A 25,978-nucleotide genomic window follows, 5' to 3' on the forward strand; every position below is an offset into this window, starting at 1 on the left:
ATTTGAGATCAGGGCCTGCCAGTTCGCGACGTACCGCTGAGGATCATCTGCACGACATCACGCGCCACCTCACGGAAAGTGACGGCGGACGGGTTCGATTCGTCGTCCTTCCAGGCAAGCAGCAGTTCGTAGGGCGTGGAAAAATCGGCGAGGTCGCGGAAGACGACTCCGGGCTGGGGAAGCTGCGCCACCCATTTTGGCACCAGCGTCACGCCGAGCCCGGCGCTGACGAGGGAGAGCAGCGTGTGCAACTGTCCCCCTTCTTGAGCGATGCGCGGAGCAAAACCCGCCCCCGCGCAAGCCGTCTTGAGCAGGTCGAGAATGCGGCTGTTCATCTGCAGGGGAAAGGTCACGAAGGGCTCGGCGGCGAGCTCGGCCATCTCGACTTTCGCCTTCAACGCCAGCACGTTCGCGGATGGAAGGGCGACCATCAGCGGCGCGGAGATTAGAACCTCGGTCCTGACGGCCGCGGCAAGATGGGAGGGCGCCGGGATAATGCCGATATCGACCGTGCCGGCGGCGATGGCCTCCACCTGAACGTCCCGGTCCATTGGGATCAGCTTGAGATCGACATGCGGCCAACGCTCGCGAAAGTCGCGGATGATCGGCGACAGCAGCGTCCACAGCACGTTGTCGACGAAGCCGATGGACAGGCGCCCGACAATGCCGCTGGCCGATGCCTTCAGCCGGCGCACGGCCTCTTCCGTGCGCTGCAGGATCTCGCGCGCCTCGGGAAGAAAGACCTCGCCGAGCAAAGTGAGGCTGACATCCTGGCGCGAGCGCCGGATCAGGGTGAAGCCGAGTTCGTCTTCCAGAAGTTTCAGTTGCTGGCTGACGGCCGATTGCACGACATGCACCCGCTCGGCGGCCCGGCCGAAATGAAGCTCCTCGGCCACGGCAACGAAATAGCGAAGTCTGCGCAAATCCATGTCCGCCTTCCCTTCCCAAGCACACTCGCTTGCTTCCCGCAGAACGCTACACGTCTGAAATTTCGGCAAAAGCGGCAAAGATTCGAGGATTACGGTCGAAGAAATCGAACGGTCTGGCCAACGCATCTTGCGCTATATCGTTCGATTTTCTCGACCGTAACCAATCATTTTATTCGACTATTCCCTCAAGCTATTTGATGCGAGCCTTTTCCCAAGCCGCAAGGGCGACTGCTTCAAACCAACGGAGAACAACAATGGCGAAAGTACTGGTCCTGTATTATTCAGCCTACGGACACATCGAGACGATGGCCTATGCCGTTGCGGAGGGAGCCCGAAAGTCGGGAGCCCAAGTCGACGTCAAGCGCGTTCCGGAGACCGTTCCGGAAGAGATCGCGCGCAACAATCATTTCAAGCTCGATCAGGTAGCTCCGGTCGCCACCATTGCCGAGCTTGCGGGCTATGATGCAATCGTGGTTGGGACCGGCACGCGCTTTGGCCGTATGTCCTCGCAGATGGCTGCGTTTCTCGATCAGGCGGGCGGCCTGTGGGTCAAGGGGGCCTTGCATGGAAAGATTGGTGCGGCCTTTTCTTCCAGTGCAACCCAGCATGGCGGACAGGAAACCACCCTGTTCTCCATCATCACCAACCTCCTACATTTCGGCATGATGATCGTCGGGCTTCCTTACAGCCACCAGGGCCAGATGAGCGTCGACGAAATCGTCGGCGGCGCTCCGTACGGCGCAACCACGGTGGCCGGCGGCGACGGATCGCGCCGGCCGACCGAAATCGACCTCGCCGGTGCCCGCCACCAGGGCGAACTGGTAGCCGTTGCTGCCGTCAAGGTCTTCGGCTAGGCCGATCCGTCGGAGGCTGGTGCCTTCGACTTCGGATCAACCCCGACAATTCCAAGGAAACATCGTCCCGCGCGCGGGCGAGGAGCGAAGCCATGTCAGCGGATTTCGACGGCAAAGTGGTCCTGGTCACCGGTGCAGGCTCGGGGATCGGCCGGGAGGCGGCAAGGCTGTTTGCCGAGCGCGGTGCCCGTGTTTTCGCGGCCGACCTCAATCAGAGCGGCCTTGAGGAAACGAAGGACCTCGCGCCGGCAGGAAAGATCGAGGCCACCCGTGTTGACGTTTCGAGCGAAGAGCAGGTGAAAGCCCTCCTCGTGCGCATCGAAAAGGATGCCGGTCGGCTGGATGCGGCGTTCAACAATGCCGGCATCACCGGCGGCACCCACCGGATCGAGGACTACCCGACCGACGATTTCGACCGGGTGCTGACCGTCAACCTGCGCAGCGTGTTCCTCGGCATGAAATACGAGATCCCGCTGATCGCAAAAACAGGTGCGGGCGCGATCACCAACACGGCTTCCGTCGCGGCGCTGACCGGGCCGGGCGGCATGAGCGCCTATGCCGCCTCCAAACACGGCATCCATGGCCTGACCCGCGTCGCGGCGATGGAGAACGCCAGCCGCAACATCCGCGTCAACGCGCTTGCCCCCGGCTGGACCGAAACACCGATGGTGGTGGCCAACAGCGCCCAGAACCCGGCTTTTGCCGACCTTGCCCGAAAAGCCATCCCCGCCAAGCGGGGCGGCCAGCCGCGCGAACTCGCCGAAGTGGCCGTGTGGCTCAGTTCTCCGGCCGCAAGCTACGTCTTCGGCCAGATGATCGTCGTCGATGGCGGCATGACCATCGGCGGTTTCGAACTTTAACCCCTGACATCGAAGGATACGATCATGACCAGAAGTGCAGAAAGCGAAGCCGCGATCGCAGTGGTTCGCCGGAACACCGAGGAAGTACAGGGAAAGGGCAATTTCGCCGTCTTCGACGAAGTGTTTTCCGAAGATTTTCTCGACCACACGCCGCAACCGAACATGGTGCCAGACAAGGAGGGTGTGCGCGGCCTTTATGCCGGCCTGCGCAAGGCTTTCCCGGATTTCCATGCGGTCATCCACTGGCAGACGGCCGACGGCAACCTCGTGACGACCTTCAAGACCTATTACGGCACGCACAAGGGAGCCTTCCTCGGCATCGAGCCCACCGGCAAGACGATCCAGTTCGAGACGGTCGATGCCATGCGCGTCGTCGACGGCAAGATCACCGAACACTGGGGCGTCGCCAACCTCTATTCGCTCGTCGGCCAACTCGGCCTCCAGCTTCAGCCGAAGAGCTGAGCCATCCCATCTTGCCGAAGGAAACGTGCCATGAGTGACATTCTGAAGAACAAGGTGGTCGTCGTGACCGGCGCTTCGAGCGGCATCGGCCGCGCCATCGCCATCCGCGCCGCCGAACATGGGGCGAAAGCCGTGATCGTCGCCGATATCACCGAGGCGCCGCGCGAAGGCGGCCGACCGACGGTCGCGGAAATCGAGGCGATCGGATCGGCCGCCCGCTTCGTCAAAACCGACGTCAGCAAACGCGCCGACAATGACGCCCTCATCGAAGCGTCGGCCGAATTCGGCGGCGTCGATGTCATGGTCGCCAATGCCGGCATCACGCTGCGCACCGACGGCGCGGACGTACCGGAGGAAGATTACCACCGGTTGCTGTCGATCAATCTCGATGGCCCGCTGTTCGGCGCGCAGGCCGCCGCCCGCCAGATGAAGGCGAACGGCAAGGGCGGCAGCATCGTGCTGATGGCCAGCATGGGCGGGATATCGGGTGCCGGCATCACGGTTGCCTATTCCACCAGCAAGGGCGGCGTCGTTCTCATGGCGAAATCGCTTGCCGACGCGCTCGGCCCCGACGGCATCCGCGTCAACGCGGTCGCACCGGGCACCATCGACACTGAGCTTTTGCGCACCAGCCCCGGCATTGCCGAGGCATCGGAAGGGTTTCGCAAGCGCACGCCGTTACGCCGCCTCGGCCAGCCCTCCGAGGTGGGCGACGCGGTCGCCTATCTCGGCTCGGATCTCTCCAGCTACGTCTCGGGCATCGCGCTTCTCGTGGACGGCGGCCTGCTGGCAGTCCTCTGACCCCTAAAGGAACTCGACAATGAAAGCCCTTCGTTTCGAACAATGCGGCACGCCGGATGTGCTTGTTCACCGGGATATCCCCACCCCCGCCCTCAATGCCGGCGAGGTTCTCGTCAAGATCCACGCTGCGGCGATCAATCCGAGCGACGTCAAGATCGTCAGCGGATTGTTTGGCGGCGCGGTTCCGCGCACACCTGGGCGGGATTTCGCCGGCGTGGTCGTCGAAGGCAACGCACTTGTCGGCAAACATGTCTGGGGCAGCGGCGCCGGCTTCGGGTTTCGGCGGGACGGTGCGCATGCCGACTATGTCGTCCTGCCGGCAAGCTGGTTGTCGGAGAAGCCCGCGAGCCTGTCGATGGCCGAGGCGGCCGCGGTCGGAGCCCCCTTCGTCACGGCCTGGCATGCACTCGTCGATGTCGGCTCGCTGAAGAAGCGCGAGACGCTTCTGATTACCGGAGGTCTCGGAGCCGTCGGTCGGGCCGCCACACAGGTCGCTCGTCATCTTGGCGCCCGCGTCATCGTGGCCGCCAGAAGCGAAGCTGCAAACGACGCCGATGATCTCATCGACCTATCGAAAGCGAACCTGCCAGACGCCGTCCGCAAAGCGACCTGGGGCAAGGGAACCGATCTGGTTCTGGATGCGGTGGGCGGCGCCATGTTCGAGCCGTCGCTCAAATCACTGGCTGTGGGCGGCCGCCATCTTGCCATCACCAGCGTCGGCCAGAAGCGCGTCGAGTTCGATCTCGCCGATTTCTACCACAACCGTTCGGCGCTCTTGGGGGTCGACACCGCAAAGCTGTCGGGTGAAGAGATCGCAGGCATCCTCGACCGGCTAAGGGCCGCGTTCGACGATGGTTCCTTCAAGAAACCAGCCTTGCGGCAATGGGCATTCGACCAGGCGGTCGATGCCTATCGCAGCACCGCTTCGGGTGAAGCCGCAGCCAAGAATGTCCTCATCATGAATTGACCGTGGTGGCCGGTGCGCTCAGCGGTAGTCGGTTCACTTCTCGTCGACCGATGCCCTGACCCGCCCGGTTGACTGCCAGGCTCAGCTCTGCGTGAAGAACGCTCGAAGTGCGACGGCTACCAACGGTTGGAATAGACCATGTCGTCGCCTTCGGCTTGGCCTTCGAAATGAGATATCAGGAAGCGGCCGGCGGGACCGGGAGGGACATCCGTGCGGTGGACCGCCTGGAGCCGATAGGGACCGCCCTTGCAGTCCGGTAGGTCGAGATGAACCAGGCGGCCGGTTCGAATGTCTTCTCTGACCATCGGCTCGGGCATGTTTCCCCAACCCATCCCCTCTTTCAAGAGCATATGCTTGGAGCCGAGATCGGCCAGACGCCATGTTCTGGCGCCGACAACGCCCAGCTCAAACCCTTCTGTCAATTTCGAACGATCGGTGAGAACGAGCTGGACGTGCTCGCGCCCGGCGCCCGGAAGGTTCCTGCCCGCCTTTGCCAACGGATGGGATGGTGCTGCCACGGGAATAAGCTGGACGAAGCCGGCGCCGATCCGCTCAATGCCATCAATCTCGATATCGAGCGGCCCGCTGACGCCGATCACCGCCTTGCGATCCAGCACCATCTGCGCGACCGCGCCCAACGCTTCCACATAGAGATGGAGCGTGACAGACGGAAACTCTTCGCTGAACGCCTTCAATGCATCGGTAACGCGTGCAGCGGGCAGCATGACGTCCAGCGCCACATGAATCTCGGGCTCAACGCCCTCGAGCATTGCCCTTACCTTCGCCCGCAGACCGCTGACGCCGTTCGACACGATCCTCGCCTCGGCGAGCACCGTGCGTCCTTCGGTCGTCAGCTGCGGCTTCTTCGTCGTGTCGCGATCGAACAGGGAAATTCCGAGCTGTGCCTCAAGGTTCGCGATCGAGTAGCTGATGACCGATGTGGCCCTGCCCAGCTTGCGCGCGGCCCCCGCGAAACTGCCGACATCCACCACGGTGAGAAACACCTTGAGTTGATCAAGGGTCGGCATGCCCGGATTCTGCATATCTATTTCCTCGAACGTTTGCCTTGATTTTATGTCAGTTTTTTCCACAAGCGACCAGCGGTAATTTCGAACTCGACAGCAACGTCCCCCTCGCCTCCCGGCTGAGACTGGATCGTTGAAGGAGCGAAAATGACTTATGCCTCGAATACACGAATAGAACAGATCATCCTCCCGGCGACGCGCGACCTTGGCGGGTTCTCGGTCAAGCGTGCGCTTCCGTCACCGCTGCGACGCACGGTTGGTCCCTTCATATTTCTGGACAGCTTCGGACCCGTGACGTTCGGTCCCGGCGCCGGGATCGACTCGCGACCGCACCCGCATATCGGACTGTCGACGATCAGCTATCTGATCAACGGAGAAATCATCCATCGCGACAGCGAGAACTATGTCCAGAAGATAAGGCCGGGTGAAGTCAATGTGATGACCGCAGGTAGGGGGATTGTCCATTCCGAGCGCAGCAGCGACACGCTACGCCAGACAGGAGGACGTCTGTTCGGCTTCCAAAGCTGGGTGGCGCTGCCGACCACGCACGAGGAAACGGACCCTGGCTTCCAGCATATTGCGGCGGATGCGCTTCCGCGCATCGAGGGGGAAGGCGTCGACATGCGCCTGATCGCAGGCTCGCTTCATGGCGGGCGCGCGCCGGCAAGAATGTTCTCCGACATGTTCAATGCCGACGTGGCCCTTGCGGCCGGGGCGCGCTTCCGTCTCGACGGCGAGCACATCGAGCGGGCCGTCTTCGTCATCAGTGGAACGATCGAAGTCACCGGACAGCAAGAGCGGTTCATGCAGGATCAACTGGTTGTCTTCAAACCCGGCTCCGAAATCGTCCTCAAGGCGATTGGCCCAGCGCGGCTCATGGTGCTCGGCGGCGAACCGCTCGCCGAGAAACGGCACATTTTCTGGAACTTCGTGTCGAGCCGCCGCGACCGCATCGAGCAGGCGGCCCTCGACTGGCAAGACCGGGTGTTCCCAGGTGTGCCGGGAGAAACGGAGTTTACGCCGCTGCCCGATGGGCCCAGAAACATCACCTAGCCCCATCCCAAACAAGGAAACTGAAGGAAATCGAAATGACCTACGCAATCATCGGATCCGGTGCCATCGGCTCGGCGCTCATCGCACATTTCGCGTCAAAGGGCATACCTGTCAAAGTGGCCAACAGCCGAGGACCCGCATCGCTTGCCGCCGCCAGGAAGTCCGGCGACACGACAATCCCCGTCGAGATCGACGAAGCCGTGGCGCAGGATATCGTCATCCTCGCCCTGCCGTTCACGGCGGTGCCCGACCTGGCAAAGGTTCGCAAGGACTGGACGGGGACGATCGTCATCGACGCCACCAATGCGATCACCTTCCCCGAATTCCGCCCCGCCGACCTCGGCGGCAGGCTATCGAGCGAGATCGTCGCGGAGACGCTTCCAGGCGCAAAAGTGGTCAAAGCCTTCAATACGCTTCCGGCCGCCGTGCTGGCCGCAAATCCCGCCGAGGCGTCGGGGCGCAGGGTGGTGCTGCTGTCCGGCAACGATGAGGGCGCCAATGCCAGCGTCGCAGGTCTTATTGAGAACCTGGGCTTTGCAGCGCTCGATCTCGGTGGCCTCAAGGCCGCCGCGCCCATGCAACAGTTCGGCGGTCCGCTGGTGGCGGTCAATCTGATCAAGAAGGGCTGACGGAGCCCTTTCACGGCCCGCCCATACTCAGCGTCAACGCCCTCATCGCGCCAGCGATGGGGGTTTTCGCATGGGAATCCGTGGCTGGAACGCAGCCCAAAACGTTCGAAATTGTAGAGCGTTATCGTCTATTTTATTCGGCTTTTACGATGAGTTCGATCGCGGCATAGTTGTTTCCACAGAGCGGCCATGGTGGCTGCCGATTTCAAAGGAAACCAGTATGTCGCATATCGCAACCGCTCGTCAGAACGAAGACCTGACGTCCTCCGCCGCCGTTCAGGCCGTTCTGCCGGCCGTCGGCCGCGTCCTCATCAGCCTGATCTTTCTGCTGTCAGGCTTCAGCAAGCTCACCGCCCCGGCGATGACGATCGGCTATATCGAATCTGTCGGCCTGCCGTTCCCGACGCTGGCCTATGGCGCAGCACTCGCCGTGGAACTCATCGGCGGCGCCGCCCTTGTCCTTGGCTACCAGACGCGCCTCGTCGCAGCGGGTCTTGCCGTGTTCTCCGTCGCCACAGCAGTCAGCTTCCACAACGATCTCGCAGACCTGAACCAGTTCGTTCACTTCTTCAAGAACGTCGCCATGGCCGGCGGGCTCCTGCATGTCGTCGCTTTCGGCGGCGGCAAGTTCAGCATCGATGGCTGGCGCCGCTAGGCGGAAGGACCGCGCCGGCTTTCGAGCCGGCGCTCCTTTGGCAGCTTCCACTCCAAGCAAGAAAGGCAGATCCCATGCGCGTCCTGAAGATCCTTCCGTTGGTCGCTTCGCTGCTTGCCGGCGGCTGGGCAATGGCGGCACCGCAGAACGATGAAACGGCAATCGCCGTCAAATGGTACGAAGCCTTCGACAAGAGCAAGCCGGAGATCCTTGAAGCCATTCTCGCCGACGGTTGGCGTGACATTCCCGATGCACCCGACGCCCCTCGGGGAGCGCAAGCCGCGAAGGCTGTCCTGAAAATGCTTCACACCGCCTTCCCGGACTTTCAGATCACGGTCGAGGACATCATCTCCGACGGAAACAAGGTCGTCGTCCGATCGACAATCTCGGGTACCCACAAGGGATCATTTGCCGGGCTCCCGGCATCCGGGCGGAAACTGCTCATCCAGGCCGTCGATATTCACCTTGTCGAAGACGGCAGGATCCAAAAGACCTGGCACACCGAGGATTGGATGTCCGGTCTCACCCAGCTCGGTGCGTTCAAGCGCTGACGCTGTAAGCCGAAATACCAGCAAACGCATTTTTGCGACCGCACTCACCCCGAAGTCCGATCAACAGGTCGGCAGGCCCCGCCTGCCCATGGAGAAAGCCATGACCTACGTCGTCAAATACAGCCAGTGGGGCGGTCCATCCGTCCTGCGCGTCGAACAGGAAAATGCCCGCGCACCCGGCGCCGGCGAAGTGCTGATCAGGCAGGAAGCAATCGGCGTGAACTTCGTTGACACCATGTTTCGCGACGGCACGTTCAAGGCCGGCCTGCCTGCGGTGGCGGGAGTGGAAGGCGCCGGCATAGTCGAAACTGTCGGTCCGGGCGTCACCCGCTTTGCCGCCGGCGACCGGGTCGCCTATTTCTTCGCACCCGGCAGCTACGCCGCAGAGCGCGTTGTCAGCCAGGACCTACTCGTGAAACTGCCCGACGACGTCTCGGTCGAAACGGCAGCGACCATCCTCACCAAGGGCCTGACCGCCTGGATGGCGATCAACGCCATGGCGAAACCCGGCGAAGGCGACCACGCGCTCGTTCAGGGTGCGACCGGCGGCGTCGGAAACCTGCTTGCCCGCTGGCTGCGGGCGCGCGGGATCACGGTGATCGGAACCGGGTCGCAACGTAAGCTCGCCGAGCTGGAACAGGCGGTCGACCACGCATTTGCATATGAGACCGTCGCGCTCGACGAGCACATCCGCACCCTCGCCCCCAATGGCGTCGATATCGTCTATGAACTGGTCGGCGCAACGACCTTCGCCACGACGCTCGGCGTGATCCGCGATGGCGGAACGATTGCTGTGATCGGCGCGGCATCGGGTGGCGCCGCCATCGATGAGACGGGACTCAGCCGCCGCGGCATCCGCCTGGTGCGTGGCAGCACCGGCCAGCATGTGACGAAGGACAACGTTCAGGCCGCCGCAGACGAAGTGTTCGATGCCTGGCGGAGCGGAGTGTTCGGCACGGTCAGCGCCCGGAAATATCCTCTGCCGGAAGCGCAGCGCGCGCATGCCGACATTCTCGAACGCCGCGGCGACGGCCCCATGGTGCTCGTCCCCTGATCGGCTTGGAAGGAAACCGTCATGTCCGGGCTCGCGCCGCAGCGGTCGTCCTGCTGCTCGTGTTTGCGGTCAACTTCGATCGGTGGACGGGCAATGCCAATGCACTAGCGCCCTCGGCGCTAGCCGCTTTCGACGAGACCGGGCCGGAACTCGACCCTTGCCGAGGGGCTTTCCAGCCCGGCGACTGCTAAGACGGCGATGGCGTCACCTTGGAAGGTGACGCCATTTCACCATATGCTCGCTGAGATCGAGCACATCGCCATCGGCGGCAAAATGACCGTCGCCGCGATGATGCAGGGTCCGCCGCTCCTTGCGGTCCGAGTCGATCCACAGCCGTTCGGCCTGCAGGATGAAGAGGCTATAGGCCTCGACGGTATCGACCACCCTGCATTCGATGTTGGCAAGGCACTCGCCGATCAGTGGCGCCGCGACACTGCGTGCCGGCTGCGGCGTCAGGCCGAAACGCTTGAACTTGTCGACGGTGTCGCCCGAGCAATTGCCGATATCGACGACCGCCCTTGTAAGATCGATGGTCGGGATGGCGATGACGCATTCGCCGGTCCCCCTCAGAGCGCGGTAGCTATGATCCCAGGGACCGATGACACAGCCGATCAGCGGCGGCGCATGCTGGATCATCATGTGGAAACCCATCGTCATGACGTTGGGCGTTCCTTCATAGCTGGTCGTCACCAGCACGATCGGACCCGGTTCGAGCTGACGAAAGGCCCCAGAGGCCGGTACTTCCTTCATAGGAAAACTCCTTGATCGTCGGCCTCCCCATCCCGGACGGGAAGGCTGATGGTTCACGACTACCAGCCCTGTTCAACCGGCAGGACGAAGAGCTCGGCCACATTGACGTGCGCGGGTGCCTGGGCCGCAAACACGATCGTGTCGGCCACGTCGGCGCTTTGCAGGAAGGTCATCTGCTTGGCGAGATCGTCCATCTGCTGGCGGTAGCCCGGATCCGTGATCTGGTCATAAAGTTCGGTCGCGACCGCGCCGGGCTGAATACAGGTGACGCGGATGTTGTGCTTCTGGCCGACCTCCATGCGCAGACCGTCGGAGAAGGCGGTCACGGCATGCTTCGTGGCGCAATAGACCGACAGTCCCTTGAAGACCTTGCGGCCGGCGATCGAGGAGGTGTTGAAGATATGGCCGGAATGCTGCTTGATCATCTGCGGCAGCACGGTCGCCGTCGTGTTCAAGAGGCCCTTCACGTTGACGTCGACCATGCGAAGCCATTCGGCCGTCTTGAACTGGTCGATGTCGGAAAGCGGCATCAGGCCGGCATTGTTGAAGAGAATGTCGATCGCACCATAGGCATCGATCAGCTTCTTCACACCGGCTTCGACGGAAGCCGGATCGACCACGTCCATCTCGATGACCAGGGCTTCACCACCCTTCTCAGTGATTTCGGCCTTCAGCTCTTCCAGACGATCGGTGCGCCGTGCCGCGATGCCAACCTTTACGCCGGCTCCGGCAAGCGCAAGCGCCGTTGCTGCACCAATGCCGCTAGAAGCACCGGTGACCAGTGCGACTTTGCCGTTGATATTCGTCATGATGATATCTCCTTGTTGCTTGCAAACCCGCTCCGGAAGCGGAGAGGTGTTTGCTTTCGGCAAGGAGAACCCTATGAAATCCGGGATTTTTCCTCTCCCGGTGGCTTGCCTAGGCTATTGGGATTTTGCTCCATACTGTGTGCCGAATGAGCCTAGCCCCTGCGATAGTCGCTCGGCGTAAGCCCCGTTTCACGGCGGAAAATCTGGGCGAAGTGGCTGGGACTGGAATAGCCGACCATGAGGCCGATCTCGATGATGCTGGTGTCGGTTTCCTGCAGCAGCTGCTGGGCCTTGGCCACCCGCTGCCGGATGAAATAATGCGAGGGAGGAAGACCCGTCGCCTTCTTGAACAGCCGGCTGAAATGGAATTCGCTGATGCCGACCTCCTGTGCCAGGCGGCCGAGATCGAACGGTTCCTCGAGATGTTTCTCCATGAAGGCGATCGCTCTCCTGAGCTTTGCGCCGGGCAAGGCGTTCTGCGCACGCATCTCGGCATTGGCGACCGCATAGCGGCGCACGAGATGGACGGCAAGGCTTTGCGCCAACCCTTCGACATAAAGCGGGCTGCCACCGCCATCCGCTGCCAGTTCCTCGTTAAGGAGAGTGAGGATATGCGAGAGCGTCGCGTCGCGGCCGCCGGAGACGTCCTTCAGCGTCACGTTTCCGCCGTCCTTGCCGAACATCGCCTCGACCACCCGCTCGAACAGGGGCACGGAAACGTAAAGGTGCATGACGCGGAAGGGCTGGTTGCCCTCGGCCTGCCAGCGCATTTCATAGGGCACCGGCGAACAGGTCAGGAAAAAATCGCCGACCTCGACGCGGTTTGCCATCCATTTTCCGCCGAGATCCCGCTCCTCGACAACGGCACTCCCAGACATGATCCAGACGATAAGAGGCTCGGCGACGGCGGGCACCAGGAAGGGATGTTGAGCGCGATGGCGCGAAAGCACCTGCACGAAGACATCTCTCCACGCCGGACCGTCGCCGCTGACCAGCGTGTTTCCGCTGATGTAACTTTCAAGACCGACCGGGGAGGTTCGCTCAGGGATGGGCAGACACGCGGATGGTTCGTCCAAAGCCATGATCGTCTCCCTCCCCATGGATCGCTCAAGCAAATGTGGCGCCGGGATCAAGGATATCCGGCGCCAGGGAAAAGGGAAGAACGAAGACTTCGCCGCTTAGTCCGGTTTCTTTCCGTCGCGATAGAGGATCATGCCGGCATGGTGCAGCATTCCGTCGATGAAGTCGCCATCGGCGGTAAATCCGGTATCGTCCCAGTAGTCGATGTGATTGCCGCGGACTTCGTATCGTCCCTGATAGGCGCTCTCCCGACGGCCGCGCGCCTCGTCGTAGCGGCCACTCGGCATCAGGTTGTGACGAATACGGCCATCCGCGGTGATCCACATACCGACATAGGGATGCGTCTGGTCTGGTGGAGTTGGGTTCCGGATCATTTTCATCTGGGAATATCCTTCCTGGGCGGAGGCCATGCAGAACAGCATCGCGGCAAGGCCCGCCGTTGCAAGTCCAGATCGGTTCGACATCCCGTCCTCCGATCACATGCTTGCAGTGGGCCGAATGACGATGTCGCTGGTATCGACGTCCGCGGGTTGGCCGATCACATGCACGATCGCGTCAGCGATGGCCTCCGGCTTCAGGGCTATCTGGCGATAGGCGACCATCGCTTCGGCGGCAGTCGGATCAGTGATGCTATCGGCGAGTTCCGATTCCACGACGCCCGGATAGACGCAGGTCACGCGGATCCGATCGTTCTCCTGCCGCAACCCGTCGGAAATGGCCCGCACGGCATATTTGGTGGCGCAGTAGACGGCGGCCGTCGGCGATACCGAAAGGCCTCCGACGGACGAGACGTTGATCACCTGCCCGGCGCCCTGCCGGTTCATGGCGGGCAGCACGGAGGCGATGCCGTAAAGCACGCCCTTGATGTTGACGTCGACCATCCGGTCCCATTCATCCACTTTCAGCGAAGCCATCGGCGAAAGCGGCATGACGCCGGCATTGTTGACGATCACGTCGATGCGCCCAAAGGCATCGAGCGCGGTATCGGCGAAGGCCTGGACATCCGCGCGGGATGTGACATCGAGGCTCCGGTAGAGTGCCTTGCCGCCTGTGGCAGTGATCTCGGCGGCCAGGGTTTCGAGGCGATCGATGCGTCGTGCCCCAAGCACGACCACGGCGCCGGCCTTGGCAAGGGCACGCGCCGTCGCCTCGCCGATGCCGCTGCTGGCACCGGTGACGAGAACGATCTTGTTTGTGATGTTGCTCATAGGAATGTCCTTTCTTGAGGTGTGATGGTCATGTTGCGGCTTCGCACCAACGATCGTCACGCCGGCTCGAAGCCGCGCAGGGCGATGATCCGCGAGCCCGCCGCAGACTGTCTTTGTCTTGCGAGAGGCGCATAGGCCGGCGACGCGAAAAGATCGCGGATCGCCTGCATGTCGGGGAATTCGATGATCAGCATGTTGCTCGCCTCCCAGCCTTCGAGCTGGAGCGGGGCATCATCAAGGGCAATGAGCCGGCCGCCGGCTTCGGCGACGAGCGGCAGGGCCTTGGAACGGTAATCGGCAATCGCGTCATGGTCTTGAATGTGGAGATCGACAACGAGGTAGGCTGACATGGGTGGCCCTGTTTGCTCCGGCCTCATCCAATCCGGATGGGTCGACTGAACCTAGGCCCGTCACCGGCAGAACTCTCTTGCCGGCTTGCGCGAGCCGTCGGGATCTTGCGCAAGGCGATTCTCTGGCTATGCCGCAGGCGCCTGTCTGGCAACGAACAGCGACATGCGCTCCTGCGCGACCAGCAGAGCTTTTCCTCCAGCGGATAACCGGCATGGCGAATGACGTTGAAAAGCGTTTCGACGATTTCTTTCCGGGAAGCCCCAAGGGACGCTTTGTGGCCATCCTGCGGGCAAGCGGCATCCTGAGCGGCAACCTGGCCGGCAAGTGCGCCGACGATTGCCCCGGTGGCAAACATGATCTTCAAAGAGGTCATCGTACTTCCTTTCATCGCGGGTGCCGTTTCGATCCCCATTCGCCGTCTGAGCCGTGGGATGAAGGAAGAATAGATGCGGTTGATTGTCGTCGGTACTCCGCTATAACTAATCAGATTGGTTAGCATGGTGCGACAATGAATCTGGATCTGAACCTGCTGCCGCTTTTCCTCGCGGTGGCCGAGGAGGCGAATTTCGCGGCCGCCGCCGCCCGCCTCGGCGTCACGCGCTCGGCCGTCAGCCAGGGCATCCGGCGGCTGGAAGACGGCTGCGGGATAGCGCTCGTCACCCGCACCACGCGCAGCGTCCGACTCACCGAAGCGGGTGAGCGCCTGCGCGACACGCTTTCGCGTCCAATGGCCGACGTACTGTCTGCGCTCGAAGATGTCGGCGGCAACGCCAACCCCCACGGTGTGCTTCGCATCGCGGTGACCTCGATTGCCGAAGATTTTCTCTCCGGGCCGCTTGTCGCCTCCTTTGCCGAGGCCTACCCCAATATCATCGTCGACGTGACGGTGACGGACGATACGTTCGATATCGTCGCCGGAGGCTTCGATGCAGGGGTGCGGCTGGGGGATGTCATCGAGCAGGATATGGTGGCCGTTCCGCTGTCGGGCGAACAAAAGGAAGTCGTCGTGGCGAGCCCCGCCTATTTCGAAGCCCACGGGTTTCCGACACATCCGAGGGACCTGATCCATCACCGCTGCATCGGATGGCGTCCGTCACCGGACACGGCACCCTACCGGTGGGAATTCGCCCAGGAAGGGGAAGCCTTCGACGTTTCAGTCGAACCCCAGATCACCACGAATGACCTGCGCCTTATGATACGGACGGCGCTGGCCGGCGGCGGCATTACATTCGCGCTAGAGGAGACCTTTCGCCCCTATCTCGAACGAGGCGAGTTGGTTTCATTCCTGGAAGACTATCTGCCGCCCTTCCCCGGCTTCTTTCTCTATTTCCCCAGCCGGCACAATATGGCGCCCAAGTTGCGCGCCCTGGTCGACCACGTCCAGCGTTTCAGACGCGAACGCCTTATGACCAAAACAAGTCCTACGCCCTTGGCATGAGCCATCCGGTTTCCAGCAAGATCGGCAATTACCAGGCGGACGAAGCGGGTCTACGCCGGCCAACGCGAAGCCTTGCTGAAATCCCTGCGGCCGGAGGAAGCGATAGTCGCCGGATTGGCCGTGCTGTTGCGTTTGCCGAACGGGGTCCGGGATCTTGCGATCGCCGCTCTCGGCATGTCGCTATGGCACCCGGAAGCATCGGACCACTCCACTCGTTCCACACCGCGAGTAGCGGCGCTCGTCTTCCCGAGACGCAAATTCCCGCGCATGAGACGGATCTGGGTGACGACCTGAGGCGTATCAGGCGGGAAACCCGCAAATCCGTATTTGCCTCACCTTTCGCAATGCACCATATACTGGGGCCGTTTTTTAGCGGTTCGATCCAGGAGACCTCATGCCCACCTCGCATAGCGAAGCTTTCGAACCTCAAACGGAGATGCGAAGCTTTCTTGTTCTCCTTATTGGCTGCGTTGGCGTGGTCTATGGCGACATCGGTACGAGCCCGCTCTACGCCTTTCGGGAGGCACTTCGTCCCTTTTTGAATGAAGGCGTGCAAGCAGACAAGGTTATCGGCCTCATTTCACTGATGGTCTGGACGCTGACAATTATCGTCACATTCAAATACGTGCTCTTCCTGCTTCGCGCCGACAACGACGGGGAAGGCGGAACCTTGTCGCTTCTCGCGCTTCTGATGAAGAAGACGGGCAGCTTCATGCCGGTTTTGTTCTTCGCCGGCTTGATCGGGGCCGCACTGTTCATCGGCGACGCCATGATTACCCCTGCCCTTTCGGTCATGTCGGCGCTTGAGGGTATGAAGCTCGTCACGCCCACCTTTGACGACTACGTACTCCCTCTGGCCGCGGCCGTCATGGTCGCGCTCTTCGCGGTCCAGTCAAAGGGTACTCAAGCGGTCGCAAAGTTCTTCGGGCCGATCACGGTGGTATGGTTCCTCGCGATGGCCTGGGGCGGTCTCATCCACATCGGCGATGACTGGACGATCCTGCAGGCTCTCAACCCGATCAATGCCTTTTGGTTCATCACCCACGCGGGCTGGGCAGGCCTGATCGTGCTCGGCGCCGTCTTCCTGACGGTCACGGGAGCAGAAGCCCTATACGCGGATCTCGGTCACTTCGGGCGCAAGCCGATCAGCACCGCATGGTTTGCGCTTGTGTTCCCCGCATTGGCGGTGAACTACCTCGGACAGGGCGCGCTCGTGCTCAGTCACCCCGAGGCGGTGCACAATCCTTTTTACCTTCTCTATCCGGACTGGGCTCTGCTGCCGATGGTCATCCTCGCCACCATGGCCACAATCATTGCCAGCCAGGCGGTCATCACGGGGGCGTTCTCGCTCGCACGGCAGGCGGTTCATTTGGGCTTCCTCCCTCGGCTGCTGATCAAGTTCACCTCCGAGACCAACACCGGGCAGATTTATGTGCCTGCCGTAAACGTGCTCCTATTTGTTGGCGTCATCGTGCTCATCTTCTCGTTCGGCGACTCGGAGTCCCTTGCCACCGCCTACGGGATCTCGGTCACCGGCGCGATGGTCGTCACCACGCTGATGGCATTCCAGTTCCTTCGCTCCGTCTGGGGCTACTCCACGGTTGTCGCAGCATTGCTGCTTGCGCCCTTGCTTGTCATCGAGACCGTCTTCCTGCTTGCCAACTTGCTGAAGATCCATGATGGTGGCTGGGTACCGGTGGCGCTGGCATTGTCCATCATGATCGTGATGTGGACCTGGACGCGCGGGTCACAAATGCTGCGCGAGAAGACCGCGCGAAACGACATCCCACTGGAGACATTTATCCGTTCCATCGAGAAATCGACCCATGCGCCCCAGACGGTTCGAGGAACCGCCGTCTTTCTGACAAGCGTGGGCGACAAGACTCCCGCCGTCCTCCTTCACAACATCAAGCACAATCACGTCCTTCATGAGCAAAACGTCATTCTGACCGTTCGGACGTCCGAGCACCCGTATGTCGCGGAGAAAGAGCGCGTTACGTTGACGGAACTTTCGGACCGGTTTGCAAGGCTCGAACTTTGCTTTGGCTTCATGGACGAGCCGAACGTCTCGAAATCGCTCTCGCTCTGCAAGAAGGCAGGGTTCAAGTTCGAGATCATGCAGACGTCGTTCTATCTGGGGCGCAGGACCCTTATCAGTGATCCAAACTCCGGTCTGCCGGGCTGGCAGGACAAGCTCTACATCGCGCTCGCGGGGCTCGGCATTGATCCGTCGTCATACTTCAAGCTGCCCGCCAATCGCGTCGTCGAGATCGGCGAGCAGGTCACGATTTAGTCGTCTCCGCTCAGACGCTGAACGCGCGACCAACGCAATTTCGGAAAGCTTAAATGACAGTCGTCGCCTCCTATCTGTATCGTTTGGGCAAGCGCGCCGAAGAAGTGCCCCTTGCTGCCCAGCCATTCGAAGCGCCAGACGGCGAATTTGCGTGGATTGGGCTGACGGATCCCTCCATAGACGAAATGGCGAGCCTTCAGGCAATGTTCGGCCTTCATCCTTTGGCGGTTGAGGACGCCCTCAATGGCAATCAAGTGCCGAAGGTGGACGTCTACGGAGACCAGTTGTTCGTCGTCGCCAAGACGGCGCATCTGGAGGGTGACAAGATTGCCTACGGCGAAACCTGCATCTTTGTCGGGAAGCACCACCTGATTTCCGTTCGCCATGGTTCAGCCCGCTCCCACAAGGAACTGCGCCTGCAACTCGAGCAGTCCCCACGGCTACTTGAACACGGTCCCGACTACGTCCTTCACGGCATCATTGACTTCGTTGTCGACGGCTACTTGCCGGTGGTCGAGACACTCGAGGACAAAGTTTTGGAGCTCGAGAAACACGTGCTCGTGTCGCTGCTGCAGCCCGAGCAAATCCGGCGCATCTTCCGCATGCGTCGCCAAGTGATCCGCTTTCAGCGAGTTCTCGGACCCATGGGGGAAGTGGCGGGAAAGCTCAGCCACCTCGAACTCCCCTGCATCGACGACAATGCGAAACCCTTCTTCAAAGATGTGTATGACCATGTGAGGCGCGTTGAGGGGTCGGTCGGCGGCCTTCGCGAGGTGATGACGTCCGTGTTCGAGGCCTCCAATCTCTTGGAGCAGCAGCGCCAGGGCACCATTACTCGGCAGCTTGCGGCCTGGGCGGCAATCCTCGCCGTGCCGACAGCCATCGCCGGCATCTACGGGATGAACTTCGAAAACATGCCCGAGCTTGCGACGCGCTACGGCTACTTTGCCGTCCTCGGCGTTATCGTCACGCTTTGCGCCATCCTGTACTGGCGTTTCAAAAGGTCTGGCTGGCTTTAGGAAGTCTGTTGGCGATCGAGTGCCAACGCCAAGATGCTACTGATCGATCAATGTCTCCGGTATGTCGGGCGCCGGTCGGGATCGAACGCGAGCCCAATCACGGCGCGCTGCCCGGACGCCGTTGCAACAGGCCAAAAGTCAAAACGCGACTCCGGATGGACCTCGGCAAGTTGAACGGTTCCCGGAGCCGCTGACGACAGCGCCGCGTCGAACTCTGCCTCTTACAGCGAAATGTCCCCAACGCTCTCGAAGAAAGCCGCCTTATCCTCCGCAACGAGAATAACGACCGCAGGAACGTCGAAGAGCGCGGCAAGCGCCCGGAGGTTATCGTGACTGAGGCCTTTGTATTTCGCGCCATTACGATTTCGCGGCTATAGTCCTTGCGTGGCCGACGAGGTGTCGAATCCGATATACGACCACAACGAGCCATTGGAGAAGAAGTAGTCGATCGTCTTTGGCACTCATATGTTCCTGTTTGCGAGGCCTCATCTCGGAGGACCCTCGTTTCTAGGCCGCTTTCTGGTCGGCGGGCTGCCACCCGAGCTGCGGAGCAATGCGAGCAACAAAGTCATGGACGATCTGGCGGTAGTCCTCGTCCTCGAATTCGTAAGGGAGCTCGAGCCTGAGTTCGCGGACATGCGGCAGGATCGGGTCTGCAAACAACCGTTCAAGGATTTCATCCGAACTACCGACGAGGTCGCGGGCGTAAAGCGTGCGCCGATCGCCCTGCGGCGCCAGCGTTCGCTCGGTGCGTCCGGCCGCGTAGTCGAGATAGCGCTTGCGCGTTCTTGCGTCCGCACCATCCAGCGGAACAATGACCCGGCCAAGCGCGACCCTCCTCTCCGTACCGCCCGCCGCGCGATAGGTCTCGAGCTGGCGCTGCTGCGCGAGGAAGAAATCGTCGGTGCCTTCCCCGGTCGTAACATTGCCGATCAGGAGATTGAGATCACTGCGCCCTGCCCATCCGGCAGATTTCAACGAGCCGCCGCCGTACCAGATCCGGTCTGTCAGTCCCTTGGCATGGGGCTGGAGCCGGGGGCGCTGCGGGCCAAACGGCGTCTTGATGAAGGTGTTTTCATCGCCGATCGGGCGACTGCGTAGATTTTCGACAAAGCGCAGCACACGTGCGTGCGTGAAGTCGAAACCTTCCCAGCCATCGTCGAAGACAAGCCGGCCGATCAGATCGGCATGCAGTGGACGTCCGGCGCTGAGGCCGATGTTCAGACGACCCCGCGAGAGTACATCGACGGTCGAGAGATCCTCTGCTAGCCGGTACGGGCTTTCGTAGCCAATTGGAATAACCGCAGTGCCGAGTTCGATGCGGCTTGTCCTTTGGGTCGCCGCCGCAAGAAAGGCGGCGGCCGACGATATCCCGGGTTCGAGGTGTCGCTGGCGAACCCAGGCGCTGGCAAAACCGAGCGCCTCGCCATATTGCAGCAACGCCAAGGTCTTCTCCAGCCCATCCAACGGGTCGTCCGCCGGGTAGTTGCCTGGGCTCAGGAAGCCGATATGGCTGATCGATATCTTGTTCCGCGTCACGCCAAGGCTCCTTAGAATTTCGGAAGACCGGGTGGGTTGGTCTCGGACTTCGGTAACGCCTCCTCCCGGAGGTGCCAGCGTTCCAGAACCTTGCCATAGGTGCCATCCGCAATCAGACCGTTGGTGGCGATCGTCAGAGCGTTGGCGAGCCCACTGCCCTTGCGCGTTGTGATCGCCACGTCCGAACGCTCCGGCCAGCCGGCGCTCAGCGTACCGACACGCGTGATGTTGTTGTCTCGGGCGGCAATGAAGACGAGCTGCGCATGCGGCTGTACGATGACGTCGGCCCGCCCGGAAGCGAGCGCCACGAGGCTCGTCGCCTCGTCGTCGTAATATTGCAGCTCCAGCGGCTTCAGGCCGGCGGCGACATCCTCGTCGCTCCATTTCAGGAGGATGCGCTCCTGGTTGGTGCCGGCGCCGACGATGATCCTCAAGCCCGCCGCATCCTTCGGTTCCTTGATCGAAGTTATGCCGCTATCGGATTTGACGAAGAAGCCGTGCAGCCCCTGCCGATAGGTCGAGAAGTCGAACTTCTCCTTGCGCTGCTCGGTGACCCCGACATTGGAGATCACGGCATCGTACTTGCCGGACGTCAGCCCCAGTGGCCAGTCGATCCAAGCAGTGGGCACGAGCTCAAGCTCGAGCCCCAAGCTGTTGGCGATCGCACCGGCATATTCCGGATCGGCCCCAATGACCGTACGCGCGTCGGTAGCGTAGGTGGCAAGCGGCGGCCCGCCCGGACTGACGGCGACCGTGAACTTGCCTGGCGTGACGAATTTGAAGTCCGCTGGGATGGCCGCAATTGCGGTTTCGTTGCGAACGGCTTGGACGCGGCCGGGCTGTTCGGGGCTGAGATCAAAGGCAGTGTCGGCCTGCGCCGAGCCGACATGAAGAAGGGCCGCCGCGGCGGCAAGAAGAGTGCGAAATCGGGTCGTGCCGTTCATGCTGTTAGTCTCCGGGTGAAATGCAGGAGCTGAACCGGCGGCGCCGCCGCCGATCCAGCGAGGCCAGATCAGGAACCACTCTTAGGCAGGCCGGGCGGGTTGGTCTGGGCCTTGTCGACCGCCTCGGCACCCAGGCTCCAGCGCTTCAGCACCTCGCCATATTTGCCGCTCTTGATCAGATCGTTGAGCGCGACAGTGACGGCATCGGCGAGACCGCCGCCCTTGCGCGTCGTGACGGCGATCTCGGCCGTCAGCGGCCAGCCGCCGCTGGCGATGCCGACCACCTTGGTGTCATTCTTGATCGACGCGGCATAGGCTCTGGTGGCATTCGGGTTGAACTCGACGTCGGCGCGGCCCGACTGCAGCGCGAGATCGCCGGCGGCGCGGTCGTCGTAATATTGCACCTCGATTGGCTTTAGCCCGGCGGCGACGTTCTGCCGGTCCCATTCCAGAATGATCTTCTCCTGGTTGGTGCCGGCACCGGTGATCACCTTCAATCCGGCGACGTCCTTCGGTTCCTTGATCTCATTGATCTTGCTGTCGGACTTGACGAAGAAGCCGAGCACATCCTTGCGATAGGTGGAGAAATCGAACTTCTCCTTACGCTCCTCGGTCACCGTCACGTTGCTGATCACGGCGTCGTACTTGCCGGAGCTGACGCCGAGCGGCCAATCCGCCCAGGCGACGGGCACGAGTTCAAGCTCAAGGCCGAAGCTGTCGGCGAGCAGCGAAGCGATATCCGGATCGGCGCCGACAACGGTCTTGGAGTCCGATGCGTAAGTGGCAATCGGCGGGTCCCACGGGTTGACGGCAACGGTAAACTTGCCCGGATTGACGAACTTGAAGTCAGCAGCGATCGCCTTGATCGCCGCTTCGTTCTTTTCCGCGCGGATGCGGTTGGAGGTGTCGGGGCTGAGATCGAATTTCTCCTCGGCCTGGACGGGACCCAAGCCGAGGGTCACGGCTGTGACGGCACCGGCGAGAAGCAACTTTGCAGTGTCGAATATTGTCATAGTGCTCTCCTTTTCAATCATTGATTGTTGATGATGGCAAAGCTTCCCCATCGGGAAAGGCGGACAGCTTTTTCAGAGAACGCGCGCGAGGAATTCGCGGGTGCGCGGATGGCTTGCTTCGGCGAAGATCTGCGCCGGCGGTCCGGCCTCGAGCACGCGCCCCGCCTCCATGAAGATCACGGTGTCGGCGACCTCGCGGGCAAAGCCGACTTCGTGGGTGACGATGACAAGCGTCGTGCCGGTGCGGGCCAATTCCTTGATGACGTCGAGCACTTCGCCGACGAGCTCCGGATCGAGAGCCGACGTCGGCTCATCGAAGAGCAGCACCTTCGGGCGTAGCGCCAGCGCACGGGCAATCGCGACGCGCTGCTGCTGTCCGCCGGAGAGCTGACGCGGATAGGCGTTGATCTTGTCGCTCAAGCCGACGCGGTCCAGCAGATCCCGAGCGAGGCGCACCGCGTCATCCCGGCTGAGACCACGCACGTGGATGGGCGCCTCAATCAGGTTTTCAAGCACGGTCAGGTGCGGGAAAAGATTGAAGTTCTGGAACACCATGCCGATGTCGGCACGCCGTTTCAGGATTTCCTTTTCCTTCAGTTCGTAGAGCGTGTCGCCCTTCTGGCTGTAGCCGACAAGCTCGTCATCGATCGCGATGAAACCATCGTCGACGCGCTCGAGATGATTGATGGCGCGCAGGAGCGTGGACTTGCCCGAACCGGACGGCCCGAGGATCGCCGTGACGCTGCCGGCCGGCAGGTTCAGCTCGACCCGATCGAGCACCTTCAGCGGCCCGAAGTTCTTGGAAATGCCGTGCACATGCACCGCGCCGCCGGAGCGCAGGACCTGGGCGTCGCGAAAGCCCACTCTTGCGGCTGCACCAGAAGGGCCAGCGACCGCGGGCAAGGGCCGGCGGAAGCGCGCGACGAGTGCCTGAAACGGCAGCGGCACCGGATTGCGCACCGCGCCTCTCGAATAGTAGCGCTCGATGTAGTGCTGGGCGATCGAGAGCCCGGTCATGATCACCAGATACCAGACGGTCGCGACCATCAGGAGTGGGATGACCTCGAGATTGCGGCGATAGATGACCTGAACCGTGTAGAAGAGCTCGGGCAGCGCCAGCACGTAGACCATCGAGGTGCCCTTGGCGAGACCGATGATCTCGTTGAAGCCGGTGGGCAGGATCGAGCGCATGGCCTGTGGCAGCACGATGCGGAAGGCTTGGCGGCGGCGCGGCAGGCCCAGCGCCGCGGCCGCCTCGTGTTGCCCCTGATCGACGGCGAGAATGCCGCCACGCACGATCTCGGCGAAGAAGGCCGACTGATTGAGCGTAAGGCCAAGGAAGGCGGCGGCAAAGGGCGTCAGCAGCTGGGTCGTCGGATAGTTCAGCCAGACGGTGTCGGTGAAGGGCACGCCGATCGCGATCGTCTCGTAGAGGTAGCCGAGATTGTTGAGCACCAATAGCAGAACAATCAGCGGGATCGAGCGCAGCAGCCAGATATAGCCGAAGGAGAGGCTGGCAAGCAGCGGCGACTTCGACACGCGGGCAAGCGCCAAAGCGGTACCGAGAAGTGAACCCGAGACGGTGGCAAGCGCCGTCAATAGCAAGGTTCGACCGAGGCCCGCGATCACCGGTTCTGCGAAGAACCATTCGGCAAAAACCGGCCAGCCCCAACGCGGGTTGGTCAGCACCGAATAGAGCACGCTGGCAATCACGAGCGCCGCAAACAGCGTGCCGAGCGCGCGGCCCGGATGGCGAGCCGGTACGATGCGGTAGTGCGCATAGGCCGGATTGGGCTCACTGGTCCGGCTGACACCGGGCGCGCCGGCGAGATCGCTCAGAACTGCCATGTTGGATCCTCTCTTGAAAGTCGGTTGGCGGCCGGACTCGCGACCGGCGCGATCGCTCGGGGTCAGGCGTGGCTTGCGGTCTGGGGATGGGAAGGCGGCACTTCGCCGAGAAACGCAAGCGTCGTGACGAGGTGGGTGACGTCCTTCTCGAAGGGCAGCGTCTTGTAGACCTCCGGGTCGGCCTCGACGTCGAAGAGCGCGGTATAGCCGTTGGCGAGATAGAGGCCGACCGCTTCCGGTTGACGGAAGCCGGTGGTCAGATAGATGCGCGAATAGCCTTGCCGCGCCGCCTGCGCCTCGAGCTCGAACAGCACCTTGCGCGCCAGGCCTTGGCGCCGCAGATCGGAGCGGGTCCAGATGCGCTTGAACTCGGCGGTGTGGTCGTCATAGTACTTGAAGGCGCCGCCGCCGATGGTTTCGCCGTTGCGGATCAGGAGCACGAAATTGCCGTGCGGCGGCGCAAAGGCCTCTGCCGGATAGCGGTTCATCTCCGCCGCCGCCCCTTCTTCGCTGAAGTAGTTGCCGTAGCGGCTGTCGTATTCCACGATCAGTTCGTCGATCAGCGGCTTGGCGCGCGGGTCGAGGGGCGTGGTGTAGAGAAACGTGTCGCTCATGTCTTTCGCCATCCCATGGTCGTCATGCGAGAAAGGTTTCCACCAGCCGGATCCAGTAGCGGGCGGCCGGTGCGATGATCGCGTCGTTGAAATCGTATTCGGCGCTGTGAAGAGGCGCGCTGTCGCCGTTGCCGACGAAGGCGTAGTTGCCCGCCTTCTCCTCCAGGAAGAATGCGAAGTCCTCGCTGGCGGTGCGCGGCTTGAAGTCGGCAACGACCGCTTCGGGGCCAAAGGCCCTAAGCGCGACATTGCGGGCGAAATCCGTTTCACGCCGGTGGTTGACCAGCGCCGGGAAGCCGAGCCTGTAGTCGACCTCGGCCCTCGCGCCAAAACTTTCGGCCTGCGCCCGGGCCAGCGCCTGGACACGTTCGCCGAGCAGGCGACGGACCTCGCCATTGAAGGCACGCAAGGTCAGCTTCAGCGAGACGCTCTCGGGAATGACGTTCGACGCCTGGCCGCCGTGGATGGAGCCGACCGTAACGACGGCCATGTCCTGCGGGTCGACATTGCGCGAAACCAGGCTTTGCAACGCGGTGATCAGCGACGCCGTCGCCAGCACCGGATCGACGGTCAGATGCGGCTCAGCCCCATGCCCGCCCTTGCCGACGACCGTGATGTTGGCCTGATCGACCGAGGCCATGGCTGGACCGGCGACGAAGCCGAAGCGTCCGGCGGGCACGCCCGGCCAATTGTGCAGGCCGAAGACGGCGTCCACGGGGAAGCGCTCGAACAAGCCCTCCGACAGCATCTTGCGTGCGCCGGCACCGATTTCCTCGGCGGGCTGGAAGATCAGCCGCAGCGTGCCGTCGAAACGGCCCTCGACCGCCAGAAAGTGCGCGGCGGCGAGCAGGATCGCCGTGTGCCCGTCATGACCGCAGGCGTGCATGACGCCCTTGTGGCGGCTGGCATAGGCAAGCCCGGTCGCCTCCTCGATCGGCAGCGCATCCATGTCGGCGCGAAGGCCGATCACCTTCTCGCCGCTTCCGCGCCGAAGTGTTGCGACGATACCCGTGCCGGCGATGCCGCGGCTCACCTCATAGCCCCAGGCGGCGAGCAGATCGCCGACGAGACCGCTCGTCCGCTTCTCCTGAAAGGCTAGCTCCGGATGCTGATGCAGGTCGTGGCGAATGGCGACGATCTCATCGAGAAAGGCGGCAAGGCCTCGCTCCACGGCGGCGGACCTCTGGGTGTCGGTGAGAATGAGGTTCATGTGTGCAGCTCCGCCGATGCCA

Annotated in this window: 28 protein-coding genes; 14 read left to right on the plus strand and 14 right to left on the minus strand. The window is 62.1% G+C overall.

Features of this window, described 5'->3' with window-relative positions; genetic code table 11:
• Positions 1-8: 8 nt before the first annotated feature.
• Positions 9-929, minus strand: a complete 921-nt coding sequence (locus IB265_RS29530; protein WP_162728092.1) for a LysR family transcriptional regulator — start codon at positions 927-929, stop codon at positions 9-11.
• 254 nt (positions 930-1,183) lie between these two features.
• On the opposite strand from IB265_RS29530, the gene wrbA reads away from it, so the two are divergent.
• The 5 genes from wrbA to IB265_RS29555 all read left to right on the plus strand — a co-directional run bounded on the left by wrbA (position 1,184) and on the right by IB265_RS29555 (position 4,873).
• Positions 1,184-1,783 (plus strand): NAD(P)H:quinone oxidoreductase, encoded by a 600-nt coding sequence (wrbA, locus tag IB265_RS29535; RefSeq protein ID WP_192495572.1) that lies wholly within the window; start codon positions 1,184-1,186, stop codon positions 1,781-1,783.
• Between the two features lie 92 nt (positions 1,784-1,875).
• A complete protein-coding gene (locus tag IB265_RS29540) occupies positions 1,876-2,643 on the plus strand; it encodes an SDR family NAD(P)-dependent oxidoreductase (RefSeq protein ID WP_112995811.1) in 768 nt (255 codons plus the stop codon).
• Between the two features lie 24 nt (positions 2,644-2,667).
• Entirely contained in the window at positions 2,668-3,105 is a 438-nt protein-coding gene (locus IB265_RS29545) for an ester cyclase (RefSeq protein ID WP_112995812.1), read from the plus strand.
• 30 nt (positions 3,106-3,135) lie between these two features.
• Entirely contained in the window at positions 3,136-3,906 is a 771-nt protein-coding gene (locus tag IB265_RS29550) for an SDR family oxidoreductase (protein ID WP_192495573.1), read from the plus strand.
• 19 nt (positions 3,907-3,925) lie between these two features.
• A complete protein-coding gene (locus IB265_RS29555; protein WP_112995814.1) occupies positions 3,926-4,873 on the plus strand; it encodes a zinc-binding alcohol dehydrogenase family protein in 948 nt (315 codons plus the stop codon).
• 116 nt (positions 4,874-4,989) lie between these two features.
• Here the strand turns inward: IB265_RS29555 and IB265_RS29560 are convergent, their stop codons facing one another.
• The gene (locus IB265_RS29560) at positions 4,990-5,916 is read right to left on the minus strand and encodes a LysR family transcriptional regulator (protein WP_112947740.1); all 927 of its coding nucleotides are present in this window, start codon (positions 5,914-5,916) and stop codon (positions 4,990-4,992) included.
• Positions 5,917-6,045: 129 nt separating this feature from the next.
• Here IB265_RS29560 and IB265_RS29565 point away from each other — a divergent pair, with 129 nt between their 5' ends.
• The 5 genes from IB265_RS29565 to IB265_RS29585 all read left to right on the plus strand — a co-directional run bounded on the left by IB265_RS29565 (position 6,046) and on the right by IB265_RS29585 (position 9,840).
• Positions 6,046-6,951, plus strand: coding sequence for a pirin family protein (locus tag IB265_RS29565; protein WP_192495574.1), 906 nt, complete (start codon positions 6,046-6,048; stop codon positions 6,949-6,951).
• 35 nt (positions 6,952-6,986) lie between these two features.
• Entirely contained in the window at positions 6,987-7,580 is a 594-nt protein-coding gene (locus IB265_RS29570) for an NADPH-dependent F420 reductase (protein ID WP_112995816.1), read from the plus strand.
• A gap of 220 nt (positions 7,581-7,800) precedes the next feature.
• On the plus strand, positions 7,801-8,235 hold the full coding sequence (locus tag IB265_RS29575; RefSeq protein ID WP_112995817.1) for a DoxX family protein: 435 nt from the start codon (positions 7,801-7,803) through the stop codon (positions 8,233-8,235).
• Between the two features lie 74 nt (positions 8,236-8,309).
• The gene (locus tag IB265_RS29580; protein WP_192495575.1) at positions 8,310-8,786 is read left to right on the plus strand and encodes an ester cyclase; all 477 of its coding nucleotides are present in this window, start codon (positions 8,310-8,312) and stop codon (positions 8,784-8,786) included.
• 100 nt (positions 8,787-8,886) lie between these two features.
• Positions 8,887-9,840 (plus strand): zinc-binding dehydrogenase, encoded by a 954-nt coding sequence (locus tag IB265_RS29585; RefSeq protein WP_192495576.1) that lies wholly within the window; start codon positions 8,887-8,889, stop codon positions 9,838-9,840.
• Between the two features lie 204 nt (positions 9,841-10,044).
• Here the strand turns inward: IB265_RS29585 and IB265_RS29590 are convergent, their stop codons facing one another.
• The 6 genes from IB265_RS29590 to IB265_RS29615 form a co-directional block, all read right to left on the minus strand.
• Positions 10,045-10,590: a flavin reductase family protein gene (locus IB265_RS29590; RefSeq protein WP_057248708.1), complete on the minus strand. Its 546-nt coding sequence runs from the start codon at positions 10,588-10,590 to the stop codon at positions 10,045-10,047.
• Positions 10,591-10,649: 59 nt separating this feature from the next.
• A complete protein-coding gene (locus tag IB265_RS29595) occupies positions 10,650-11,399 on the minus strand; it encodes an SDR family oxidoreductase (protein ID WP_057248709.1) in 750 nt (249 codons plus the stop codon).
• Between the two features lie 152 nt (positions 11,400-11,551).
• Positions 11,552-12,481 (minus strand): AraC family transcriptional regulator, encoded by a 930-nt coding sequence (locus IB265_RS29600; RefSeq protein WP_309140517.1) that lies wholly within the window; start codon positions 12,479-12,481, stop codon positions 11,552-11,554.
• A gap of 96 nt (positions 12,482-12,577) precedes the next feature.
• Entirely contained in the window at positions 12,578-12,943 is a 366-nt protein-coding gene (locus IB265_RS29605; protein ID WP_112995821.1) for an Atu4866 domain-containing protein, read from the minus strand.
• Between the two features lie 12 nt (positions 12,944-12,955).
• Positions 12,956-13,687 carry an SDR family oxidoreductase gene (locus IB265_RS29610; RefSeq protein ID WP_057248711.1) on the minus strand — a complete coding sequence of 244 codons (732 nt, stop codon included), beginning with the start codon at positions 13,685-13,687 and terminating at the stop codon, positions 12,956-12,958.
• Between the two features lie 56 nt (positions 13,688-13,743).
• Positions 13,744-14,037: a DUF1330 domain-containing protein gene (locus tag IB265_RS29615; RefSeq protein ID WP_057248712.1), complete on the minus strand. Its 294-nt coding sequence runs from the start codon at positions 14,035-14,037 to the stop codon at positions 13,744-13,746.
• 212 nt (positions 14,038-14,249) lie between these two features.
• Here IB265_RS29615 and IB265_RS29620 point away from each other — a divergent pair, with 212 nt between their 5' ends.
• From IB265_RS29620 to IB265_RS29635, 4 genes are all read left to right on the plus strand, one after another.
• Complete coding sequence (locus tag IB265_RS29620) at positions 14,250-14,534, plus strand: hypothetical protein (RefSeq protein WP_192495577.1); 285 nt, start codon at positions 14,250-14,252, stop codon at positions 14,532-14,534.
• Between the two features lie 12 nt (positions 14,535-14,546).
• Positions 14,547-15,476, plus strand: coding sequence for a LysR family transcriptional regulator (locus IB265_RS29625; RefSeq protein WP_057248713.1), 930 nt, complete (start codon positions 14,547-14,549; stop codon positions 15,474-15,476).
• A 436-nt stretch (positions 15,477-15,912) separates the two neighbouring features.
• The gene (locus tag IB265_RS29630; RefSeq protein WP_375293095.1) at positions 15,913-17,769 is read left to right on the plus strand and encodes a potassium transporter Kup; all 1,857 of its coding nucleotides are present in this window, start codon (positions 15,913-15,915) and stop codon (positions 17,767-17,769) included.
• 53 nt (positions 17,770-17,822) lie between these two features.
• Complete coding sequence (locus IB265_RS29635; RefSeq protein WP_057248715.1) at positions 17,823-18,788, plus strand: magnesium and cobalt transport protein CorA; 966 nt, start codon at positions 17,823-17,825, stop codon at positions 18,786-18,788.
• A 507-nt stretch (positions 18,789-19,295) separates the two neighbouring features.
• Here IB265_RS29635 and IB265_RS29640 read toward each other — a convergent pair.
• The 6 genes from IB265_RS29640 to IB265_RS29665 all read right to left on the minus strand — a co-directional run bounded on the left by IB265_RS29640 (position 19,296) and on the right by IB265_RS29665 (position 25,956).
• On the minus strand, positions 19,296-20,327 hold the full coding sequence (locus IB265_RS29640; protein WP_057248716.1) for an LLM class flavin-dependent oxidoreductase: 1,032 nt from the start codon (positions 20,325-20,327) through the stop codon (positions 19,296-19,298).
• An 11-nt stretch (positions 20,328-20,338) separates the two neighbouring features.
• Positions 20,339-21,271 (minus strand): ABC transporter substrate-binding protein, encoded by a 933-nt coding sequence (locus IB265_RS29645; protein ID WP_192495578.1) that lies wholly within the window; start codon positions 21,269-21,271, stop codon positions 20,339-20,341.
• 68 nt (positions 21,272-21,339) lie between these two features.
• A complete protein-coding gene (locus IB265_RS29650) occupies positions 21,340-22,284 on the minus strand; it encodes an ABC transporter substrate-binding protein (RefSeq protein ID WP_057248718.1) in 945 nt (314 codons plus the stop codon).
• 72 nt (positions 22,285-22,356) lie between these two features.
• Positions 22,357-24,132 (minus strand): amino acid ABC transporter permease/ATP-binding protein, encoded by a 1,776-nt coding sequence (locus IB265_RS37495; RefSeq protein WP_192495579.1) that lies wholly within the window; start codon positions 24,130-24,132, stop codon positions 22,357-22,359.
• A 62-nt stretch (positions 24,133-24,194) separates the two neighbouring features.
• Positions 24,195-24,746: a GNAT family N-acetyltransferase gene (locus IB265_RS29660; RefSeq protein ID WP_082615748.1), complete on the minus strand. Its 552-nt coding sequence runs from the start codon at positions 24,744-24,746 to the stop codon at positions 24,195-24,197.
• A 22-nt stretch (positions 24,747-24,768) separates the two neighbouring features.
• Positions 24,769-25,956, minus strand: a complete 1,188-nt coding sequence (locus IB265_RS29665) for a M20 aminoacylase family protein (RefSeq protein WP_112995856.1) — start codon at positions 25,954-25,956, stop codon at positions 24,769-24,771.
• Positions 25,957-25,978 lie beyond the last annotated feature (22 nt).

The organism is Ensifer sp. ENS10 (assembly GCF_014852025.1).
Taxonomy (GTDB): Bacteria; Pseudomonadota; Alphaproteobacteria; order Rhizobiales; family Rhizobiaceae; genus Ensifer.